Annotated in this window: 18 protein-coding genes and 4 tRNA genes; 5 read left to right on the forward strand and 17 right to left on the reverse strand. The window is 53.7% G+C overall.

Going from position 1 to position 19,585, the window contains the following annotated elements; genetic code table 11:
• Positions 1–150: 150 nt before the first annotated feature.
• The 10 genes from ACU6TU_RS13900 to puuE form a co-directional block, all read right to left on the reverse strand.
• A complete protein-coding gene (locus tag ACU6TU_RS13900; RefSeq protein ID WP_100820977.1) occupies positions 151–381 on the reverse strand; it encodes a DUF2798 domain-containing protein in 231 nt (76 codons plus the stop codon).
• A gap of 95 nt (positions 382–476) precedes the next feature.
• The gene (locus ACU6TU_RS13905) at positions 477–1,784 is read right to left on the reverse strand and encodes a TRAP transporter large permease (RefSeq protein ID WP_447141993.1); all 1,308 of its coding nucleotides are present in this window, start codon (positions 1,782–1,784) and stop codon (positions 477–479) included.
• Entirely contained in the window at positions 1,774–2,253 is a 480-nt protein-coding gene (locus tag ACU6TU_RS13910; protein ID WP_447141994.1) for a TRAP transporter small permease, read from the reverse strand. The genes ACU6TU_RS13905 and ACU6TU_RS13910 overlap by 11 nt, the downstream gene beginning before the upstream one ends.
• A 78-nt stretch (positions 2,254–2,331) precedes the next feature.
• Positions 2,332–3,342: a DctP family TRAP transporter solute-binding subunit gene (locus tag ACU6TU_RS13915; RefSeq protein WP_447141995.1), complete on the reverse strand. Its 1,011-nt coding sequence runs from the start codon at positions 3,340–3,342 to the stop codon at positions 2,332–2,334.
• A 147-nt stretch (positions 3,343–3,489) separates the two neighbouring features.
• Complete coding sequence (locus ACU6TU_RS13920; protein WP_447141996.1) at positions 3,490–4,023, reverse strand: DUF192 domain-containing protein; 534 nt, start codon at positions 4,021–4,023, stop codon at positions 3,490–3,492.
• 20 nt (positions 4,024–4,043) lie between these two features.
• The gene (gene pyk / locus ACU6TU_RS13925) at positions 4,044–5,516 is read right to left on the reverse strand and encodes a pyruvate kinase (RefSeq protein ID WP_447141997.1); all 1,473 of its coding nucleotides are present in this window, start codon (positions 5,514–5,516) and stop codon (positions 4,044–4,046) included.
• Positions 5,517–5,600: 84 nt separating this feature from the next.
• Complete coding sequence (locus ACU6TU_RS13930) at positions 5,601–6,449, reverse strand: HTH domain-containing protein (RefSeq protein ID WP_447141998.1); 849 nt, start codon at positions 6,447–6,449, stop codon at positions 5,601–5,603.
• Positions 6,450–6,546: 97 nt separating this feature from the next.
• Positions 6,547–7,038 (reverse strand): ureidoglycolate lyase, encoded by a 492-nt coding sequence (locus ACU6TU_RS13935; protein ID WP_447141999.1) that lies wholly within the window; start codon positions 7,036–7,038, stop codon positions 6,547–6,549.
• A gap of 49 nt (positions 7,039–7,087) precedes the next feature.
• Positions 7,088–7,912 carry a bifunctional allantoicase/(S)-ureidoglycine aminohydrolase gene (locus ACU6TU_RS13940; RefSeq protein WP_447142000.1) on the reverse strand — a complete coding sequence of 275 codons (825 nt, stop codon included), beginning with the start codon at positions 7,910–7,912 and terminating at the stop codon, positions 7,088–7,090.
• Between the two features lie 11 nt (positions 7,913–7,923).
• Entirely contained in the window at positions 7,924–8,862 is a 939-nt protein-coding gene (gene puuE, locus ACU6TU_RS13945) for an allantoinase PuuE (protein WP_447142001.1), read from the reverse strand.
• Positions 8,863–9,213: 351 nt separating this feature from the next.
• Here puuE and ACU6TU_RS13950 point away from each other — a divergent pair, with 351 nt between their 5' ends.
• The 3 genes from ACU6TU_RS13950 to ACU6TU_RS13960 all read left to right on the forward strand — a co-directional run bounded on the left by ACU6TU_RS13950 (position 9,214) and on the right by ACU6TU_RS13960 (position 12,989).
• Positions 9,214–9,960, forward strand: a complete 747-nt coding sequence (locus ACU6TU_RS13950; protein WP_447142002.1) for an aspartate/glutamate racemase family protein — start codon at positions 9,214–9,216, stop codon at positions 9,958–9,960.
• A 126-nt stretch (positions 9,961–10,086) separates the two neighbouring features.
• Entirely contained in the window at positions 10,087–11,463 is a 1,377-nt protein-coding gene (locus ACU6TU_RS13955; RefSeq protein ID WP_447142003.1) for an NCS1 family transporter, read from the forward strand.
• 62 nt (positions 11,464–11,525) lie between these two features.
• Entirely contained in the window at positions 11,526–12,989 is a 1,464-nt protein-coding gene (locus ACU6TU_RS13960; RefSeq protein WP_447142004.1) for an NCS1 family nucleobase:cation symporter-1, read from the forward strand.
• 98 nt (positions 12,990–13,087) lie between these two features.
• On the opposite strand, the gene ACU6TU_RS13965 is transcribed toward ACU6TU_RS13960, so the two are convergent.
• The 3 genes from ACU6TU_RS13965 to ACU6TU_RS13975 all read right to left on the reverse strand — a co-directional run bounded on the left by ACU6TU_RS13965 (position 13,088) and on the right by ACU6TU_RS13975 (position 15,226).
• Complete coding sequence (locus ACU6TU_RS13965; protein ID WP_447142005.1) at positions 13,088–13,795, reverse strand: GntR family transcriptional regulator; 708 nt, start codon at positions 13,793–13,795, stop codon at positions 13,088–13,090.
• A gap of 159 nt (positions 13,796–13,954) precedes the next feature.
• Complete coding sequence (locus ACU6TU_RS13970; RefSeq protein WP_447142006.1) at positions 13,955–14,323, reverse strand: phasin family protein; 369 nt, start codon at positions 14,321–14,323, stop codon at positions 13,955–13,957.
• 198 nt (positions 14,324–14,521) lie between these two features.
• Positions 14,522–15,226, reverse strand: coding sequence for a glutathione S-transferase N-terminal domain-containing protein (locus tag ACU6TU_RS13975; protein WP_447142007.1), 705 nt, complete (start codon positions 15,224–15,226; stop codon positions 14,522–14,524).
• Positions 15,227–15,506: 280 nt separating this feature from the next.
• Here ACU6TU_RS13975 and ACU6TU_RS13980 point away from each other — a divergent pair, with 280 nt between their 5' ends.
• Positions 15,507–17,210, forward strand: a complete 1,704-nt coding sequence (locus tag ACU6TU_RS13980) for an L-lactate permease (protein WP_447142008.1) — start codon at positions 15,507–15,509, stop codon at positions 17,208–17,210.
• A gap of 72 nt (positions 17,211–17,282) precedes the next feature.
• Complete coding sequence (gene dld / locus ACU6TU_RS13985) at positions 17,283–18,962, forward strand: D-lactate dehydrogenase (protein WP_447142009.1); 1,680 nt, start codon at positions 17,283–17,285, stop codon at positions 18,960–18,962.
• A gap of 127 nt (positions 18,963–19,089) precedes the next feature.
• Here dld and ACU6TU_RS13990 read toward each other — a convergent pair.
• From ACU6TU_RS13990 to ACU6TU_RS14005, 4 genes are all read right to left on the reverse strand, one after another.
• A tRNA-Asp gene (locus ACU6TU_RS13990) sits at positions 19,090–19,166 on the reverse strand.
• A gap of 73 nt (positions 19,167–19,239) precedes the next feature.
• Positions 19,240–19,315 (reverse strand) — tRNA-Val (locus ACU6TU_RS13995).
• Between the two features lie 41 nt (positions 19,316–19,356).
• Positions 19,357–19,433 (reverse strand) — tRNA-Asp (locus ACU6TU_RS14000).
• A 35-nt stretch (positions 19,434–19,468) separates the two neighbouring features.
• Positions 19,469–19,545 (reverse strand) — tRNA-Asp (locus ACU6TU_RS14005).
• Positions 19,546–19,585: the final 40 nt, after the last annotated feature.

Consider the following 19,585-nt stretch of genomic DNA (forward strand, 5'->3'; position numbering starts at 1 on the left):
TCTACCTAAAGTTAGCATGGCATAGATGCCTGTTTTTTCAAATACTTTCTATATTTGATACAAAAATGCCCTCACCATGCCGATACTTTTTTGGAAAGGTGTCTGTTCAACAGGCAGGATTCAACGGTTCTCAGCAACCCAAGGCTATTCCTATGGTTTTTTGAGCAGTCTGGCCGTCACTTTTTGCAGCTGTGGCGCTCCGATCAGAATTAGCGTGAATGCAATCGGCCAGGCGATATAAAAAGCCCGCCACCAACGTCCCAGGAAGCCTTCCGACAAACCCGTGTTAGCCCAGGTAATCACCAGCGTCATCAACGTCACCATATAAATTGACATCAGAACGGCAAACACCCAACGCGCATAACGAGGAGGAAAAAACATCAACACCCCTTACTCAAGAAGAAATAACCAATAGAAATATACTAATAACCAAAACACCAAGCAAGAAACCACTCATCTCCGCGAAGGACTCCCGCTCAGACGTTGTAGCCCAGTACGGTCGGCAGCCATAACGCTATGCCCGGAAAAATGGCAACCAGAGCCAACGCACTTGCCATCGCCAGAACAAACAGTAGTGCCCAGCCAATGGTATGCTCCAGCCGCACCTTGGCCACTTCCGTGGTCACCATCAGATTAACGGCAACGGGAGGGGTAAATTGCCCAATGGCAATATTCATCGCCAACAGGATGCCAAACCAGACAGGGTTCCACTCGAAATGCTGCATGACAGGAATCAGAATCGGCATCATGATCAGATAAATCGAAATCGCATCCAGCAACATGCCGGCCACCAATACAGCCAGCATGACGAACACCAGTAACAGCACACCGTTGTCGGTGAGCCCGATAATCCACTCCGCCAGATGACGGAAGGTTCCTAACATGGTCCCTGCCCAGGCAAAAATACCGGCCAGCGCAATAATCAGCATCACAACGCCGGAGATGATCGCCGCTTCCCCCAATAATTCCCACAAGTCCTTGAGCGTCATTTCACGGGTTAGAAACAAGCCCACCGCTGCGCCATAGGCAACCGCCACCACCGCGGCTTCAGTCGGCGTAAAAAGCCCTGAACGCAAGCCCCCCAGGATGATGACGGGTGCAAACAGTGCGGGCAAGGCTTGCCTGAACGTCGTGCGGATGCTCAGCCGCTCTGTGTTGTCAGCGCTGGCCACTCCTCCTTCCCAACCACGCTGGCGTGAAACCAGCAGCGCCGGCACCAATAGCGCCATTCCGGCCAGAATGCCGGGGAACAGTCCTGCCGCAAACAAGGCGCGCAGGTCAACGCCGGGCACGACAATGGAATACAGAATCAACGCCACAGAAGGAGGAATCAGAATGGCCGTGGAAGCTGACGCTGCTATCAACGTCGCCGAAAACGGCTTCGGGTAACCCGCCTTGGTCATGCTCGGCAGCATGACCATCGCCACGGCAGCCGCATCGGCAGGGCCAGAACCGCTCATCCCGCCCATCATCATGCAGACCAGCACGGCGACCAACGCCAACCCACCATGACGCGGCCCGATCAGCGCTTGAGCAAAGCGCACCAGGCGCAGTGCGACACCGGCACGTTCGAAGATCAACCCCGTCAGAATAAACAGCGGAATCGCAATCAACGGATACTTGGCAATGCTGTTATAGGTATTGGTGCCCATGGTGGCCAGCATGTCGGGCGATAGCCCAACCACAATCCCCACCGCTCCCGCCAGACCGAGCGAAAAGGCCACCGGCACGCCTGCAATAAGCAGCCCTGCAAAGGCCAGAATCATCCATATATCAGGGCTCATCGTGCCATTTCCCCTTCAAACGATCGTGGGTTTGCTGAACCAGGCGCACCAACATGGCAAAGGCCAGGAAAGGCAGCCAGACCAGATACCACCACTGCGGTAAGCCAAGCCCTGGCGACAGGGATTCCCATTGATATTCCTGCCAGGCCAGCTGTCCACCAAACCAGACAATCAACCCCAACACCACCGCACCACACAGGGCCTGAAACCCGATCAGCAGCGACCGAAACCGTGCGGGAAGATGGCGTTCCAGCAGGCTGATGCGAATGTGACGATTACGCCGCAGCGCGACGGAAGCGCCAGCAAAGGTCAACACAACCAGCAAAAAGACAGAAAACTCTTCGGTAAACGAAAATGACCCACCGGTCAGGTAACGGGTGACCACATTACCCAGGCTGATCAGTGCAATCACCACCAGCGCCAACGCCCCCAGCCAGCGTTCAGGGCGCGCATCAGGTGTTTCTTTCATGACGACCTCACCTTATTAACAGGATGACCGGCCACCTGGGCCGGTCATCAATCTATCCAACCTGATACGCATCAACGCTTAACGCGCATCAACGGCTTCCTGAGCAGCCTCAACCAGTTCTTCACCAATACGCGGCACCCACTTTTCATAAACAGACTGCGTGGCATCCACAAAACTCTGATACTGCGCATCCGTAAGCTCAGTGACGGTGACACCACGTTCCTGAATAGCGGCCAGACGCTCGGACTCTTGTTCGCGGGTCATGGCAATTTCCCAGGCACCTGCCTCAACCGCAGCTTCCCGCAGCAGCGTCTGATGCTCATCGCTCAAGGACTGCCAGACATTCTGGTTAACCGCAAAAATAAGGGGATCATTCATGTAGTTCCAGAGCGTCAGGTATTCCTGGCCCACCTGGTCGATCCGTGCCACATCAAAGACCGAAAGAGGGTTTTCCTGACCGTCGACCGCCCCTGTTGTCAGCGCTGGCTGAGCATCCGTCCAGCTCATTTGTGTCGGGTCAGCATCCAGAGCGGAAAAGGTATCCTGGAATAAGGGTGAGCCAACAACACGAATTTTCAGCCCGTCCAAATCGCTGGGTTCGCTAATTGGCCCTTTCGAGTTGGATACCTGACGAAAACCATTTTCGCCCCAGGCCAGCGGCACAACGCCACGAGATTCAATCGCTTCAAACACCATTGTGCCCGCGTCTCCACCCGTTACTGCATCCACCGCCGCTTCATCAGGAATAAAAAACGGCAGTGAGAACAGATTGAGTTCAGGCACCTGTGGCGACCAATTGATGGTCGAGCCCACCGCGGCGTCAATCAATCCTGAACGCATGGCGGAAAATTCACGGGTCTGGTCACCGGAAACCAGCTGGGAGTTTGGGTAAACGCGAAGCGTCAGTTCACCGTCGCTGCCTTCCTCAACCAGTTCCGCCCACTTCTCAGCGGCCTGACCCCATGGGAAAGCGTCCGATAATACGGTAGAAACCGAGAGTTCTCTTGCTTGAGCAGAGAGCGCGCTCGCCAGAAATACCGCGCCAGCGAGGCCAGCAGTCAAATGCGCCATGTTGCGTGTCAGCGTCATGATGGATCCTTTTTGTTTTATCAGTTGTATTGTTGAGCGGCGTTGATATGACTCATACCGCCTTTTTGCACCGTACGAGTCAATATTCTGAAACAATTGCAATTCATTGTAAGGACTTCACGCCCGAAAGACAGCTATCCAAACGTGTCAGGGTACTCCGTTTACGCAGTGGCCATCGACGCCTGCTATCGCGACACAATCGCCTACCCGAATTCCACGCTCAGCAAAGTAACCGGCATTGACTTCCAGCGCCGCATGATACGGCTCGCCAGGAGAATACGTTCGGCAATCGCTTGATGAAGCAGATTCACACGGCAGCATGGTTTTTATCGCCACAATGGCGCCAGCGTTGTTGATAAATGCAATATCCAGGGGAATTAATGTCTGGTACATCCAGAAACCGCTTCGTGCAGACTGTTCGCGGGAGTACATGAACAGCATGCCATGATCTTCCTCCATGCTCGCACGACCCATCAAACCTCGCTGACGCAGAGGCGCAGTGTCAGCCACTTCCACATCAAGACGGTGTGGCCCTTGGGGGGTATGCACGGCCAGCGCAATACGCTCAAGGCGTTTTTCCTCGGGCGTCGCCATCGCTGGCAAATGCCAGGAAAGCGGTACTGCCACCGCCAATGGCAACGCCAGGGCGGCTTTCAGAAAGGTTCTACGGGTTACATGCATGGCCGCTTCCTCAATACGTATCAACGAAGGTGCTGCTCAGTAATGGTCATGACTTTCATGGTGTTAGTGCCACCATGGGCATTCATATGGTCACCACGGGTGAGGATGACATGATCCCCCAGCGCGACAATTCCTTGTGCCACCAGCAATGACAAGGCGCGATCATTCAGTTCGGTCGCGGTCATTTCCGAGGTATCAAAAGGCAACGAAACAACGCCGCGATACAGCGCCATACGGCGTTGCCCAATCGGGTTGTGAGCCAGACCGACAATCGGCAAGCCGGAGCGGATCCGCGAGGCAATTAACGGCGTGTAGCCAGACGCGGTCATGCAGGCGATTGCAGTTACCCCCTGCATGTGATTGGCGGCGTACATGGCGGAAAGCGCGATAGTTTCATCGGCGCGAGCAAAGCCTTCGTGAATACGGTGGCCGGACTCCTGGGCGATTTTTTCCCGCTCGGCACCCAGACAAACCCGTGCCATTGCCTCGACGGTTTCCACCGGATAATCGCCAGCAGCGGTTTCCGCAGAGAGCATGACGGCATCGCTGCTATCGAGCACGGCGTTGGCAACATCAAACACCTCAGCACGCGTCGGCAACGGCGCGTTAATCATGCTTTCCATCATCTGTGTTGCGGTAATGACCGCACGATTGAGGGTGCGCGCACGTTTAATCAGTTGCTTTTGAATACCGACCAGCTTGGCATCACCAATTTCCACGCCCAAATCGCCACGCGCCACCATCACCGCCTGGGAGGCTTCAATAATTGCGTCCATCGTGGCCTCGTCAGCCACGGCCTCGGCACGTTCCATTTTTGCCACCAGGCCAATTTCAGCGCCAGCTTCCCCTAACAGCTCGCGAGCCTCGTGCATATCTGCCGCTGAGCGCGGAAAGGAAATCGCAAGATAATCCACGCCAATCGCCACGGCGGTTTTAAGGTCTTCCTTGTCTTTTTCCGTCAGTGCCGGTGCCGACAAGCCGCCGCCCTGCTTGTTAATGCCCTTATTATTGGAAAGCTTGCCACCGACCACCACACGGGTGTGTACCTGCTTGCCTTCAACGCCTGTCACGTCCAGCACCAGGCGGCCATCATCAAGCAGCAAGCGGTCACCTGTCGTGACATCATCGGCCAGTGTCTTGTAATCACACCCCACGCGCTGCGCATCACCGGCGTCACTGTCCAGCATCATATCCAGAATGAATGGTTGACCTTCCTTGAGCATGACCGCGCCTTCACTGAAGCGTGCGATACGGATTTTCGGCCCCTGAAGATCACCCAGCGCGGCCACACTGCGGCCAAGGCGGGCAGCGGCTTCGCGTACCGCCTGCAAGCGACGCTGGTGGTCTGCCGCGCTGCCATGGGAAAAATTAAGCCGCACGACATCCACTCCCGCTGCCAACATGGCGTCAAGCACACCGTCTCGATCACTGGCTGGCCCTAATGTCGCCACAATTTTGGTACGTCGAATCGAGGAGTAATGCAGTGCGTTCATAATGTTTCCTAAATCATCAATCGGGAGAGTGTCTTAGCCGTTAATCATGACAGACACATTGAGCACTGCCATGAGTGAGCGCCGTTACTGTGCCAGTGCCTGCTGGATAAAGATGTCACATTGCTGTCTCGCCGGACGGCTCTGCAACCCGGCCCAATAACTTTCAAACTCAGGGCGCCAGGGCAGAGTCCCCATCTGCAACCCCCAACCGATATGGGAACCGACGTATATATCAGCGGCGCTGAATTTATCTCCTGCAATGTAATCGCGTCCCCTGACGGCTGCTGCCAGCGTATCGATGACCGACATATAATCGCCCGAGCCCAATCGCATTCGCTGCTCAGCCGTGGGATGGAAGCCCAGGCTTTCCAGCGCGGCAGCGGCCTCCAGGGGGCCTGCGGCAAAAAATAGCCAACGGTAGTACTCCCCTCGCTCCGCTAGCGGTGGCGCCAACCCGGCTTCAGGGAAGACATCGGCGAGATAAGCGCAGATAGCCGCCGTTTCAGTGATCACCTGTTCGCCGTGACAAATCGCAGGCACCTTGCCCATCGGATTGATTGCCAGATAATCCGGCGACTGCATCGCCGTACCGTACTCCAGCACAACCAGGCGGTAAGGAACGCCGATTTCTTCCAACATCCAGTGTACGATGCCACCCCGCGAAAGAGGGTTCGTGTAGAAGACCAGATCAGCGGAGGGCACGGAAGTGGGCTCCCGCAGCGCAGGCGGTGGTAATTGAACACCCGGCGGCAGCAGATAGCCTTTACCCGGTTCATTGACCACCTCAACCCCCACTGCCCGGAGGGCAGCGATATCTTTGTAAAGCGCACTCAAGGGTACGCCCAGGGCGTTGGCAAGATCTGAACCACCAACAGGATCAGCGTGGTGGCGAAGCATTTTGAGAAGGTCTTGCAAGCGGTTTGTTCGGGACATGCCGGTCTCCTAGCACGCAAGGCGCGCTGTATGTATTTTGCTCGTTCAGTCGAGAGTTAATCTAAGAAAGATGACAACCGTATGCCGTTAGCGCAAGTTATTCGCCAAGTATCACCCTGATATCAAGCGGAAACTCGTCACAATTATTACCGTCTCCCCCGCGATCTACCACCAGAAACTCGCCTTCACGCTCAAGCATCGATTGGATAGCGTGCCACGTGCCCGCACGATAATTGACGCCCTGCCGACCATCAGTCACGAAAGCACGCACTTCTTCAGGATGAATATTCTCACCCGGCGGTGCCACCACGATAATAAACCGCTCCCGGTGCAATGGCATAAACGCTTGACTGCCTTGAGGGTGGCGCTCTAGAAACGTCAACTCCAGCGGCAAAGTGACAGGCTGGCTGACAAAAATACTCATCAGCGTGCAGGCATTTTCGCCCAGGGTTTCCACCTTGGCGAGGTCGTGATGACGCTGGGTGCGACCGGCGTTAATCGGAAATGATGCTGATGTGCGGGCATCCATCACGTCGCCAAAAGGCGCAAAGGCCTCGGCCGTCAGCGGTTGTGCTGTCAGTTCAAGCATGGTGAATTCCTGGTAATAGTTGACGTTTCCTCATAAAACACACGCACGTTTACAAAGTTAGCGCTGCATGACGGTTTACGTCTTTATACAGCAAGTAGCGAAACGGCCCAGGGCCACCGGCATAACAGGCCTGCGGGCAGAAGGCACGTAGCCACATGAAGTCCCCCGCCTCCACTTCTACCCACTGTTGATTCAGGTGATAAACCGCCTTGCCTTCCAACACGTAAAGGCCATGTTCCATGACATGGGTTTCAGCAAATGGAATCACGCCACCGGGCTGAAAGGTCACAATGTTGACGTGCATATCATGGCGTACGTCAGTGGGGTCCACAAAGCGCGTCGTTGCCCAACGTCCTTCCGTACCCGGCATTTCGATAGGGGCAATCTCCTGCTCATTGGTCACAAACGCGGCGGGTACATCAAGCCCTTGAACAAAGGCATAGGCTTTACGTATCCAATGAAACCGCACAGGCGTTTCAGACGCATTCAGCACCTGCCAATCACTGCCTGGCGGCAGATAGGCATAGCCTCCCGGCCCCATGACATGCGGCTGCCCTGCTAACGTCAGTGTCAACTCCCCCTCAACAACAAACAGCACGCCTTCTGCTCTCGGGTCCAGCTCGGGCTGTTGGCTGCCGCCCATTGGCTGCACTTCCATGATGTATTGCGAAAAGGTTTCTGCAAACCCGGATAATGGCCGAGCCAGTACCCAGAGACGGGTTTTGTCCCAGAAGGGTAAATAGCTGGTGACGATATCACGCATCACGCCTTTGGGAATCAGGGCGTAAGCGTCAGTGAACACTGCCCGGTCGGCGGTCAACTGGGTTTGCGGCGGATGTCCGCCAACAGCAGCGTAATAAGAAGAGGTATTCATGAATCAGCCTATTAACGAGCAGGAGCGGGATGATGTTCAGCCCAGTGGCGAGCAATATCAACTCGCCGGGCAACCCAGACATGGTCATGGGTTTCGATATAGTCCAAAAAACGCTGCAAAGCACGAAAACGGCCTGGGCGACCAAGCAGTCGGCAATGCATGCCAACTGACAGCATTTTCGGGGAATCTTCCCCTTCGGCGTAAAGCACATCAAAGGCATCACGCAGATACGTAAAGAAATGATCGGCCGTGTTGAAGCCTTGAGGCGCGGCAAAACGCATATCATTGGTATCCAGCGTGTAAGGCACGATCAGGTGATCGTGATGTCGCCCCTGGCTATCCGCGACTTGTGTCCAGAAGGGTAAATCGTCGCCGTAGTAATCACTGTCGTAAAGAAAACTGCCCGCATCCACCACCAGCCGTCGCGTATTCGGGCTATCACGTCCGGTGTACCAACCTGCCGGCTTTTCCCCGTAAAGGCGTTGAAAAATCTCCATGGCTTTTTGCAGATGCTCACGCTCAACCGATTCAGGTGTTTCCTGGTAATGAATCCAGCGATAGCCATGGCAGGCAACCTCGTGACCCAGCGCTTTGAATGCCTGCGCAACGTCCGGATTACGTTCCAGCGCCATCGCGACACCAAACACCGTCAGCGGCAGATCACGCTTTTCGAATTCACGCAGAATCCTCCACACACCTGCCCTGGCGCCATATTCGTAGATCGATTCCATGCTTAGGTGGCGATCCGGGTAACTGGCAGCACCGATAATCTCAGAAAGAAACTGCTCTGAACCTGCATCGCCGTGCAGGATGCAATTCTCACCGCCTTCTTCGTAATTCAGTACAAACTGAACGGCAATTTTTGCTTTTCCCGGCCATTTTGCGTGAGGCGGCTGACGACCGTAACCCACCAAATCACGAGGGTATTGTGAGGAAAGGTGTGTAGACATAACGAGAACTCTCAACAGGTTAGATAATCAAGCTTGTGCGGCAATCCGATTCCCTCAGACCACCACTTCTATAAAAACGTGGCGCCCAGCGTTTTGCTGAGTCAACGCTTGCCGGATAGCGTCAATATAGCGACATCTTTGTATACAAATCAAAAAATAAACTATTTTAAACAGCCTCCATCGACGTTTATGCCAATGTCAAAAAATCAATCAAAAACATAAATCTAATGTATTTTTCATGTGTTTTCTCGGTATATCACTAGCAGCTCAAAGGCTTGATTTGCACATCAAAGCTATCTATTTTGTATACAAGATATTTTTCAAGACACATTCTACCAACTTGAGAACGTCATGAAGCTACGCATCATCAATCCCAACACGACACGCGGCATGACCCAGACCATTGGTGATGCCGCAAAAAATATTGCGGCTCCCGGCACCCAGGTTATTGCCACTCAACCAAGCGCTGGCCCGGTATCTATCGAGGGTCATTTCGATGAGGCAATCAGCGCGGTTGGCGTGGCTGAAGAAATTATGGCGGGCGAACGCGATGACACAGATGCCTATGTGATTGCCTGCTTTGGTGACCCTGGATTACTGGCAGCACGAGAGCTCACCCGCGCCCCTGTCATCGGCATTGCAGAAGCTGCTTTTCATATGGCCACACTGATTAGCACACGGTTTTCAATCGTCACCACGTTAGGGCGCACAGGAATCATTGCCGAACATCTCCTGGAGCAATACGGTTTTTCCCATCACTGCCGACGCATTCGAGCAGCGGAAATTCCCGTTCTGGACCTTGAAGACGACAGCGATGCCGCACTGAAACGCCTGATTGCCGAATGTAAGCGCGCCCGTGACGAGGACAATATCGGGGCCATCGTACTGGGTTGTGGCGGCATGGCCGACCTGACCGGCAAAATCTCAAACGAGGTAGGGCTGCCCGTGATAGAAGGCGTCACCGCGGCGGTCAAACTTGCCGAAGCACTGGTTGGCCTTGGATTGGGTACCAGCAAATTTGGTGACCTGGATTTCCCTCGCCCCAAACGTTTCACCGGACACTTTGAGCATTTTTCCAATTGGCAACCCAAGCGCTGAGAGGCGCATTAGCTGCAAAACAAAATTAACAATAATTTATACAAACGCTTAAAGAGCACGCCAGCCGCAAGCATTCCCGGTCAGGCAGACCGGAAGACAACCATAATCTCTTGCGAGGAAAACCTCATGACTCACTCCACACCATCCAACCTGGCGGCTTCCGATGCGGCTATAAATGGGTCGGAGATTGCATCCAGTAAAGCGCCCGGGGAAGAGTCTCTGGCTCCCCAACAAACCCGCATCATGGGACGGGCATCCTATTTTCTTGCCTGGTTCGGCGGCTGCGTTTCCATCGGCACTTTTGCCATGGGGTCCAGTGTGGTCGGTACGCTTAATCTTCTGCAAGCCACGCTGGCGATTGCCATTGGCTGTTTTGTGATCGGCATTGCTCTCGCGCTAAATGGCGCTGCGGGCTATAAGTACGGCATTCCTTTTATGGTCCAGGCGCGCAGTGCGTTTGGTTTCGCTGGCACGCGATTGCCGGGGCTGGTGCGTGCCGTGCCAGCCATCGTCTGGTATGGCTTTCAAAGCTGGATTGGTGCCGGCGCTCTGAACATGGTATCCGCCACCCTGTTTGGCTTCGACAACCTGATTTTCTTCTTCGTTACCTTCCAGTTTTTACAGATTGGCCTGTCTGTGATGGGCTTTCAGGGCATCAAGTGGCTGGAAAACATTGGTAGCGCCTTCATTCTGCTTTCCTTGATGTATATGTTCTATGCCACGGTTCAGCGCTACGGGGATGAACTCTCTGCCAGCCTGCTCACCATGGAAGGCTCCTGGGGCATGCCATTCTGGGGCGCTACCATGCTATTCCTGGGTATTTACAGCACCATGATGCTGAACGTTAGTGATTACTCACGTGAACATGAAAAAGGCACTGCCCAGAGCTTATTGACCACTATCTACGCCATGTCGATTCTGCCTTGCACCCTATTCATGGGGTTGATTGGCTACATGATATCGGAAGCCACCGGGACGGCTGATCCTATCCAGGTGTTCGCCAACGCCGTGGACAATACGCCATTGCTGATGACAACCCTGCTATTCATCGCCTTTGCGCAGGTTACCACCAACGTACTGAACAACGTGGTTCCGCCGACCTATATCCTGATGGACGTTTTCAAGCTGAAATTCACCACCTCGACCATCATTGTCGGTTTGCTGGCGTTTGCCACCTTCCCCTGGAAGCTGGTTCAACCCGATTCCGCCGCAGGCTTACAGCTCTTTGTGCAAACCTACTCTGCCTTCCTGGGCCCTATCTTTGCCATTCTGGTTGTCGACTACTATCTGATTCGCAAACGCACGCTGGATCTCGACAAACTTTATGACGAACAAGGCCCTTATAAAGGCGTCAACATGGCAGCACTGATCGCTACCGCCGTTGGTATCGTCGCAGCACTGATCTTTTCGTCAGTCTCCTGGTACGCCAGCCTGATCCCCGCTGGTCTTACCTACTATTTACTCATGAAATCCTGGGCACCCTGCCAGCGGTTTACCCAGTAAATATGCACCGAGCTTGCCATATACAAAGCAAGCACTCATGACTGATAGAGAGATGCCTGAAAATGAATAAACCCTCGTCTGGCAACAACCTCGATATAAAGCAGATTGATCCAACGCTTTATAATAAAGACCTGGCGCCTTTAAAGCCTAAGGACCGCACCTGGGGAGCGTTTGAAATCTTCAACGTGTGGTCAAACGATATCCAAAGCCTGTTTGGCTACACTTTGGCAGCCTCGCTGTTTCTTTCCTACGGATTGAACGGCTGGGCCGTCATGGCTGCCATCATCCTGGCCGGGATAATCGTGATGTTTCTGGTCAACCTGACCGGTAAACCCAGCGTCAAATACGGCATTCCCTTTCCCGTCATGGTGCGCGCCAGCATGGGAGTTCGCGGCGCTAACCTGCCCGCCCTGCTGCGCGCCATCGTGGGTATCTTCTGGTACGGCGTGCAGACCTACTTTGCCTCTACCGCCGTGGCCTTGCTGATCACGGCGCTGTTTGGGGCAGGTGACGACAGTACCTTTCTTGGCCTCTCTGGCGTGGCATGGCTATCCTTCGTGATTGTCTGGCTGTTCCAGATTGCGATTTTCTGGCAAGGCATTGAACGCATTAAGCATTTTCTAAATTGGGCAGGCCCGCTGGTGTATGTGGTCATGGTGGCACTCATGATCATTGTCTGGTTTCAGGCAGGCAGTGAACTGCTACCCGCCGTCAGCAGCATCTTCAGTAATAACAGTGAGCAAGGCAGCAGCATAGGTGCCTTCATGGCCATTGTCGGCACTATGGTGGCCTATTTTGCCGCCGTCGTGATCAACTTTGGTGATTTCACTCGCTTTGTTAAAACCGAGCGCCAGATGAAGCTGGGGAACTTGCTGGGGCTGCCGCTTAATGTGGCGTTCTTCTCATTTATTGCGCTGATCATCACTGCCGGTACGCTGGTTCTGTTCGGGGATGCACTGACCAACCCGGCCGATATTGTTGAACGTGTCGATTCATTGCCGTTGACCATTGTCGCTGCACTGACCTTCTTTGCGGCCACCGTGGGCATCAATCTGGTCGCTAACTTTATCCCGCCTGCTTATGATCTGGCCAACCTGTTCCCCAGCAAGATCAGCTTCAAGATGGGGGGATTGATTACCGCTGTGATTGCCTTTTTTGTCGGGGCACTGTGGATTTCGGTGATCAGCCAGATTGGCGTGCCAGGCTTCGTCAATGCGCTTGGTGCCATTGTCGCGCCTTTCTACGGCATTATTGTGGTTGACTATTACCTGATCAAACACCAGCAGCTCGATATGCAGGAACTGTTCTCCTCTGCTCCAGGCGGCGCTTACTACTATGTAAATGGCTGGAATACCCGTGCCTTGATCGCATTTGGGGGTGCAGCACTTTTCTCACTTTCCACCGTCATCGTGCCCGCACTGTCTGGTCTTGGCGGCTATGGCTGGTTGTTAGGCGCAGGGCTGGGCGGACTGTTCTACTTCTTTCTGATGCGGCAGTTTAAGACTGTGCCAACTTCTGGGAACTGATTTAACTGATTTAATAGCGGGAGTGGTTAAGCAACGCAAAAGCCCAGGCAAAATTTGCCTGGGCTTTTATATACTTGGGTTAGAGTGCGAAACGCTGACTACCCACCAAAAACCTGATGCAGGTCCGGTACACTGCTATCTTCTTCAATCATCGAAAGCGATGATTCAATCGATTTCAGGTGGCGGCTCATAAACAACCTGGCACGCTCTCCGTTACCTTCTTCCAGAAATTTTATTAATTCATCGTGATCATGCGACTCGCAGCCAAGGTGCCCCGCATTGCCGTAGACCGCCAGAATCAGCGATGAACGTGAGCACAAGCGCTCGACAAAATCGGCCAGGACATCATTGCCTGACAGCTGTGCCAAACGCACATGAAAGTCGGCGGAAAGGCGAATGGCAACGCTCTGCTCTCCCGAGCGAAGGGCATTGCGCTCTTGCGTAGCCATAGCGCGCAACTCCGCTGCTTCGCTGGCGCGCATATTGCGCGCCACATCTGGCATCAAGCCACATTCCACCAGTTGCCGGGCATCAAAAATGTCTTTTGCCTCGTTTGCCGTTGGGCGTGTCACTCGGGCGCCACGATTGGGCGCAATCGTAACCAGTTGCTCTAACGCCAGGCGTTGCAGGATTTTACGGATCCCCGTGCGGCTGATGCGGAAAACATCAGCCAGAGCATCTTCACGCAAGCGCGCGCCTGGCTTGAGGCGGTGCTCAATAATGGCATCACTGATTGACCGATAAATAGCTTCATGACGATTGTCACTTTGCTTGCCCACCACCAACGATTCTGGAACGCCCTGCATATCAGTCTCCTGTACAAGGACCCTATGTTACCCGCCAGGCGCTTATACTTTCCATATAGCGTTTATCCCAGTATAAAAAATCCCGCTGGAAGCAAATGCTTTCCAGCGGGACATGGGTCTTGCAAGTCGGTTGGCGCCGTTTAGCGCCAACGTATCAGATCATTTAGTGGCGGCTTTCTGGGTGGCGTCAGTGACGCTTTTAAGGTTATCTTCAGCCATTTTCTGGCCATCCTGCAGGAAGCTCTGGCTTAAGGCACCAATTTTCTCTGCATCACCTTTAAAGCGTTCCATCAGGTCAGTTGCTGCTTTCTGCTGACTTTGCACGGCTTCCTTCATGCTTTCAGCATCTTTGACATCCAGCCAGGTACGCATCTGTGCAACTGAAAAATCCGTGTAGGCACGTGCCGCATCAATCTGGGCACTTATCACCTGGTCATAGTAGTCAAGCGTTTTGACTGTATAAGCACGCATCGGTGCGACAAAGATTGATTCAACTTGTTGGGTCGTCTTTTCGGTAGCTTTATTCATACTTCCTCCGCAACGTTTTTGATCGTTTGTCTAAAACGTTATTAAAAAATGGGCAATGAATGAGCAGCGATGAGCAACAACCCTCCGGTCATAATCAATCTCTACGCTGCAATGTTCATGCAGTGGCCTCTGCTATCTATTAAGCTAGCAGTCAATTTTGTGCAGTGCAACATTTTATTTTATTACCCGCTGTGTCATTTAGCCTTCCTGCAAATCACGCACCGTAACCGCTTGATTGGCAAGTCCATTGTGAACGGCGCGCATACGTTCAAACCACTCAGCCACGTAGGGTTCTTCGATGACTGGCGCTTGACGCGATACCACATGCGCCCACATCACGCTGCCAAACAGCAGATAGTCGGCACCGGCTGGCGCCTCACCGTCCAGAAAGGGGCTACTGCGTAGCACTTCCCGAACCGGCGCAAGCGCTTTATGCAATGCTGCCTGCCCTTGCTCCGGTGAATGGAATTCTTCCAGCGTGCAGCCAAAGCGGGCTTCACGGGTAGTGCGGAAATAATCATGGTCGTCAGGGTGGATGGCGGCCAGCAGATCCAGTGCCACAATCCGAAACAGGGCTGGCGACACCTGACGATCCACAAAATGACTGAAAAACAGCGCACGCTGATAGCTTGCACCGCTACCCAAGACGGCGGGAGTCTCCGGATAGGCCTTGTCGAGGTAACCCATGATGGCAAAGCTGTCCGCGACAATATTCTCCCCATCACACAGAACAGGAACTTTATCGGTGTTGGCGAAGGCAATCGCCTGCTTCTCCTGAAAACGCCAGGGCTTAAGTTCGACATCCAGGCCTTTATGGGCCAGCGCCATGCGTACGCGCCAACAATAGGGTGAAAAACGCAATGTCTCATCACGGCCATATAAGTCAAAGAGAATGCGTGACATGGTTTATTCCTCATGTTTTGTGATTAAAAACTGTCTATTAGTCTAATATTTACTGCACTCAGCCTAGTATTAGAGTCAAACACTTCCTATTGAGAAACAATATTTTAAGCATTTCTTAACCCGTTAAACGCCCTAAATACGCGCCCCAATATTGGTCTTACCAATTTCCCAGTTATAGCCATTCCTTCGCCAACTCCGTATCTTTCAACCGCTACGGTTACTGCCTTCCGGCCTAACCAATGTCGAAGCACCTCATTAATAACAAGAGGATATTTCTCCCATGAATGAAACAACACTTGCACTGCTTGCGTTCGTGCCACTGGTACTGGCGGGTGTACTGTTAATCGGATTACGAATGGCGGCCAAAACGGCCATGCCAATTGTTTTTGTGGTAACCGCACTGATCGGGCTACTCGCCTGGGACATGACATTCTCGCGCGTGCTGGCATCCACCTTACAGGGACTGATTTTAACGGTCTCCATTCTGTGGATAATTTTCGGTGCCATTCTGCTGCTGAATACCTTGAAACATTCAGGCGGCATTACGGCCATCCGCAAGGGCTTCTCGGGGATTAGCCCCGACCGCCGCGTCCAGGCCATTATTGTTGCCTGGCTGTTTGGTTGCTTCATTGAGGGTGCTTCAGGTTTTGGTACACCCGCGGCCGTCGCAGCCCCTTTATTAGTGGCGCTGGGTTTCCCGGCCTTGGCGGCTGTGGTTGTCGGTATGATGATTCAATCCACACCAGTGTCGTTTGGCGCAGTGGGCACTCCCATTGTGGTTGGCGTCACTGGCGGTATTGATCGTGAAGGCATTACGGCGACGCTTGCCACTGGCGATGCCACCTGGATGGAATACTTCCGCCTGATTGTCAGCGAAGTGGCTATTGTTCATGGCATTGTCGGCGTGATGATGCCGTTACTGATGGTGATCATCATGGTTCGCTTCTTCGGCGCGAATCGCTCCTGGAAGGAAGGTCTTTCGATCATCCCGTTTGCTCTCTTTGCCGGCGTTGCCTTCGTTGTGCCTTATATGCTGGCAGGCGTGTTTCTAGGCCCGGAGTTCCCGTCAATGATCGGCGCGATGGTCGGCCTGGCGATTGTGGTACCAGCGGCACGTCGTGGCTTCCTGATTCCTAAAGATACCTGGGATTTCCCCGAATCCACCTCCTGGCCTGACGAGTGGATCGGCAAGCTTGAAATCAAAATGGATGACATCGCCGGGAAAGCGCCTGTCTCGACCTTAATGGGGTGGGTGCCTTACGTCCTGCTGGCCATTTTCCTGGTAGCCTCGCGGGTGATTGAACCTCTGAAAAACGCGCTGACGTCCTTTGCCTTTGGGTGGAGCGATATTCTCGGCGAAGGTATCGGTGGCAGTATTCAGCCACTTTATTTACCCGGTGGCATTCTACTGTTAGTCGTGCTGATCACGGCATTGCTGCATCGCATGAAGCTCGGCGAGCTGAAAGATGCCTTTACCGATTCTTCCAAGACTCTTCTGGGAGCAGGTTTCGTATTGATTTTCACCATCCCGATGGTGCGCATTCTGATCAACTCAGGCGTCAACGATGCCGACCTGGTATCCATGCCAGTGGCCATGGCGCAGTTGGTGGCGGATAGCTTTGGCGGCGCTTACCCCTTCTTTGCTCCTGCTGTTGGCGCGCTGGGCGCTTTTATCGCGGGCTCCAATACGGTGTCTAACCTGATGCTTTCGGACTTCCAGTTCAATATAGCTAACCAGCTCGGACTTTCTACGGCCTTTATGGTCGCCTTGCAGGCTGTCGGGGCAGCCGCGGGTAATATGATTGCCATTCATAATGTAGTGGCAGCTTCAGCCACTGTTGGCCTGCTGGGTCGCGAAGGAACCACGATTCGCAAAACCATACTGCCAACGCTGTACTACCTTGTTGTGAGTGGCGTGATTGCGCTGATCGGTTTCTATGTGATTAGCATAACCGATCCTCTGATGCGGGTGCTGGGCGGATAACGTTCAAATCTCACCACTTCGTTCGCCGGAATACCTCCGGCGAACGTTGATGCCTTTTTCAAGGAGCATGTTATGCCAATTTCTTCACTCATCAGTGCCCTCTCTGCGGCAGCAGGACAGGACAATGTCATCACCGATGCCGCGACCAGACGCCCTCATGAAACCGGTTACCGCTCTGGTTATGGCGAAGCTGCCGCCGTGGTCTACCCCGCTAGCTTGTTGGCTCTCTGGGAAACACTCAAAGCCTGTCATCAGCATGATGCAGTGATCATTCCACAGGCCGCCAACACCGGGCTGACCGAAGGATCAACGCCTAAGGACGATTATGAACGTCCTGTGGTCATTCTCAGCACCATGCGCCTCAAAGGTCTGCATTTTCTGCAGGAAGGCAAACAGGTAGTTGCTCTCCCCGGTGCGACCCTGTTCGAACTGAGCCAGCAGCTCGCGCCGCTGGGCCGCGAACCGCATTCTGTGATTGGCTCCACTTCCATCGGTGCCACCGTGGTGGGCGGGGTGTGCAACAACTCTGGCGGTGCGCTGTGCCGACGCGGACCCGCTTATACAGAGCTCGCCCTCTATGCCCGAGTGAACGAAAACGACGAACTTGAGCTGATTAACGAACTGGGGATTGATCTTGGCGATACGCCGGAAGAGATCTTACCGCGCGTTGAACGCGGCGGCTTTCCTGAAGACAGCATTCGTCACGATACCGGAAAAGCCTCTGACGACGACTATCAGACGATCATTCGTGGCGCTGACCAATCAGGCGCGGCACGTTACAACAATGATCCGCGTCTGCTGTTTGGCGCCTCTGGTAGCGCAGGTAAAGTGGTGGTATTCGCTGTGCGTTTGGATACGTTCGAGCAGGAGAAAGATGTCACCACCTATTATGTGGGCACCAACAACACACAAGAGCTTGCCGATTTTCGTTTCCGCTTTTTGCGCGAAGCTTCACGCCTGCCGATTACCACGGAATACCTGCACCGCGAACTGTTCGATGTTGCCAAACGTTATGGCAAAGACAGCTTCCTGCTGATCAAGTGGCTCGGCACTCAGCGCCTGCCCAAGGCATTCAGGCTCAAAAATCGCATTGATGCCCTCTGTCGCAAATTACCTTTATTACCAGCCCCCTTCACCGACCACGCGTTACAGGCCATCTCTCGCTTGCTGCCGTCCCCGCTACCCAAGCGGCTTGATACCTGGCGGGATGCCTACGAGCACCACCTGATTATCCGTGTCAACGGTGACATGACAGAAGAAACCGAGCGCTTTCTGGATCAATGTTTTGATCATGACGCCTGGTTTCGTTGCACCGCTGATGAAGGTGAACGGGCCATGCTCCACCGATTTGCGGCCGCCGGGGCTGCCGTGCGTTATCGCACCATCCACCACAAAGATGTCGAAGACATTCTGGCCCTCGATATCGCCCTTTCTCGCAACGACCAGGAATGGTTTGAGCAACTACCCGAAAGCATCTCAAAAGATATTGTTCATCGGCTTTATTACGGCCACTTCTTTTGTCATGTCTTTCACCAGGATTACATTTTCCGCCGTGGTGCCGATGTCGAGGCGTTGAAAAAAGCGATGCTGAAGATCCTTGATCAGCGGGGCGCCGAATATCCGGCGGAACACAATGTCGGGCATCTGTATCCGGCGAAAAAGGACCTGGCTGAATTCTACCGTCAACTCGACCCGACTAACCGTTTCAACCCAGGCATCGGCAAGATGTCCCGCGCCGCTCATTACCAATAACGATTACCAATAACCTCTGCCCCATCAATCGCGCCTGAATCAATTAAATAGTTCAGGCGCATACGAAGAAGCCCCGAACCAATGGTTCGGGGCTTCAGGAATCTTTCCAGCAATGCTGGGAGCTTAGTGGCGGACCGGACGAGACTCGAACTCGCGACCTCCGGCGTGACAGGCCGGCATTCTAACCAACTGAACTACCGGTCCGCATATAAGCGTTTTCTACCGTCCTCTACTACATACGTCTTGTACACATCATTCGTCTATCTCGCTTGACGAATGGTGGGTGGTACTGGGTTCGAACCAGTGACCCCCAGCTTGTAAGGCTGGTGCTCTCCCAACTGAGCTAACCACCCGGGTCTTACAACGTTTTTCTATCAACTTAATAAAGTTATCGTGGCGGACCGGACGAGACTCGAACTCGCGACCTCCGGCGTGACAGGCCGGCATTCTAACCAACTGAACTACCGGTCCACTTAACGATAACGTCAAGCAATTAAATCTGATGTTGGCGGACCGGACGAGACTCGAACTCGCGACCTCCGGCGTGACAGGCCGGCATTCTAACCAACTGAACTACCGGTCCGCATATCATCAAATATTGATGCCTGTTACTGCGATGCTGC

Source organism: Halomonas sp. LS-001, from assembly GCF_052983955.1.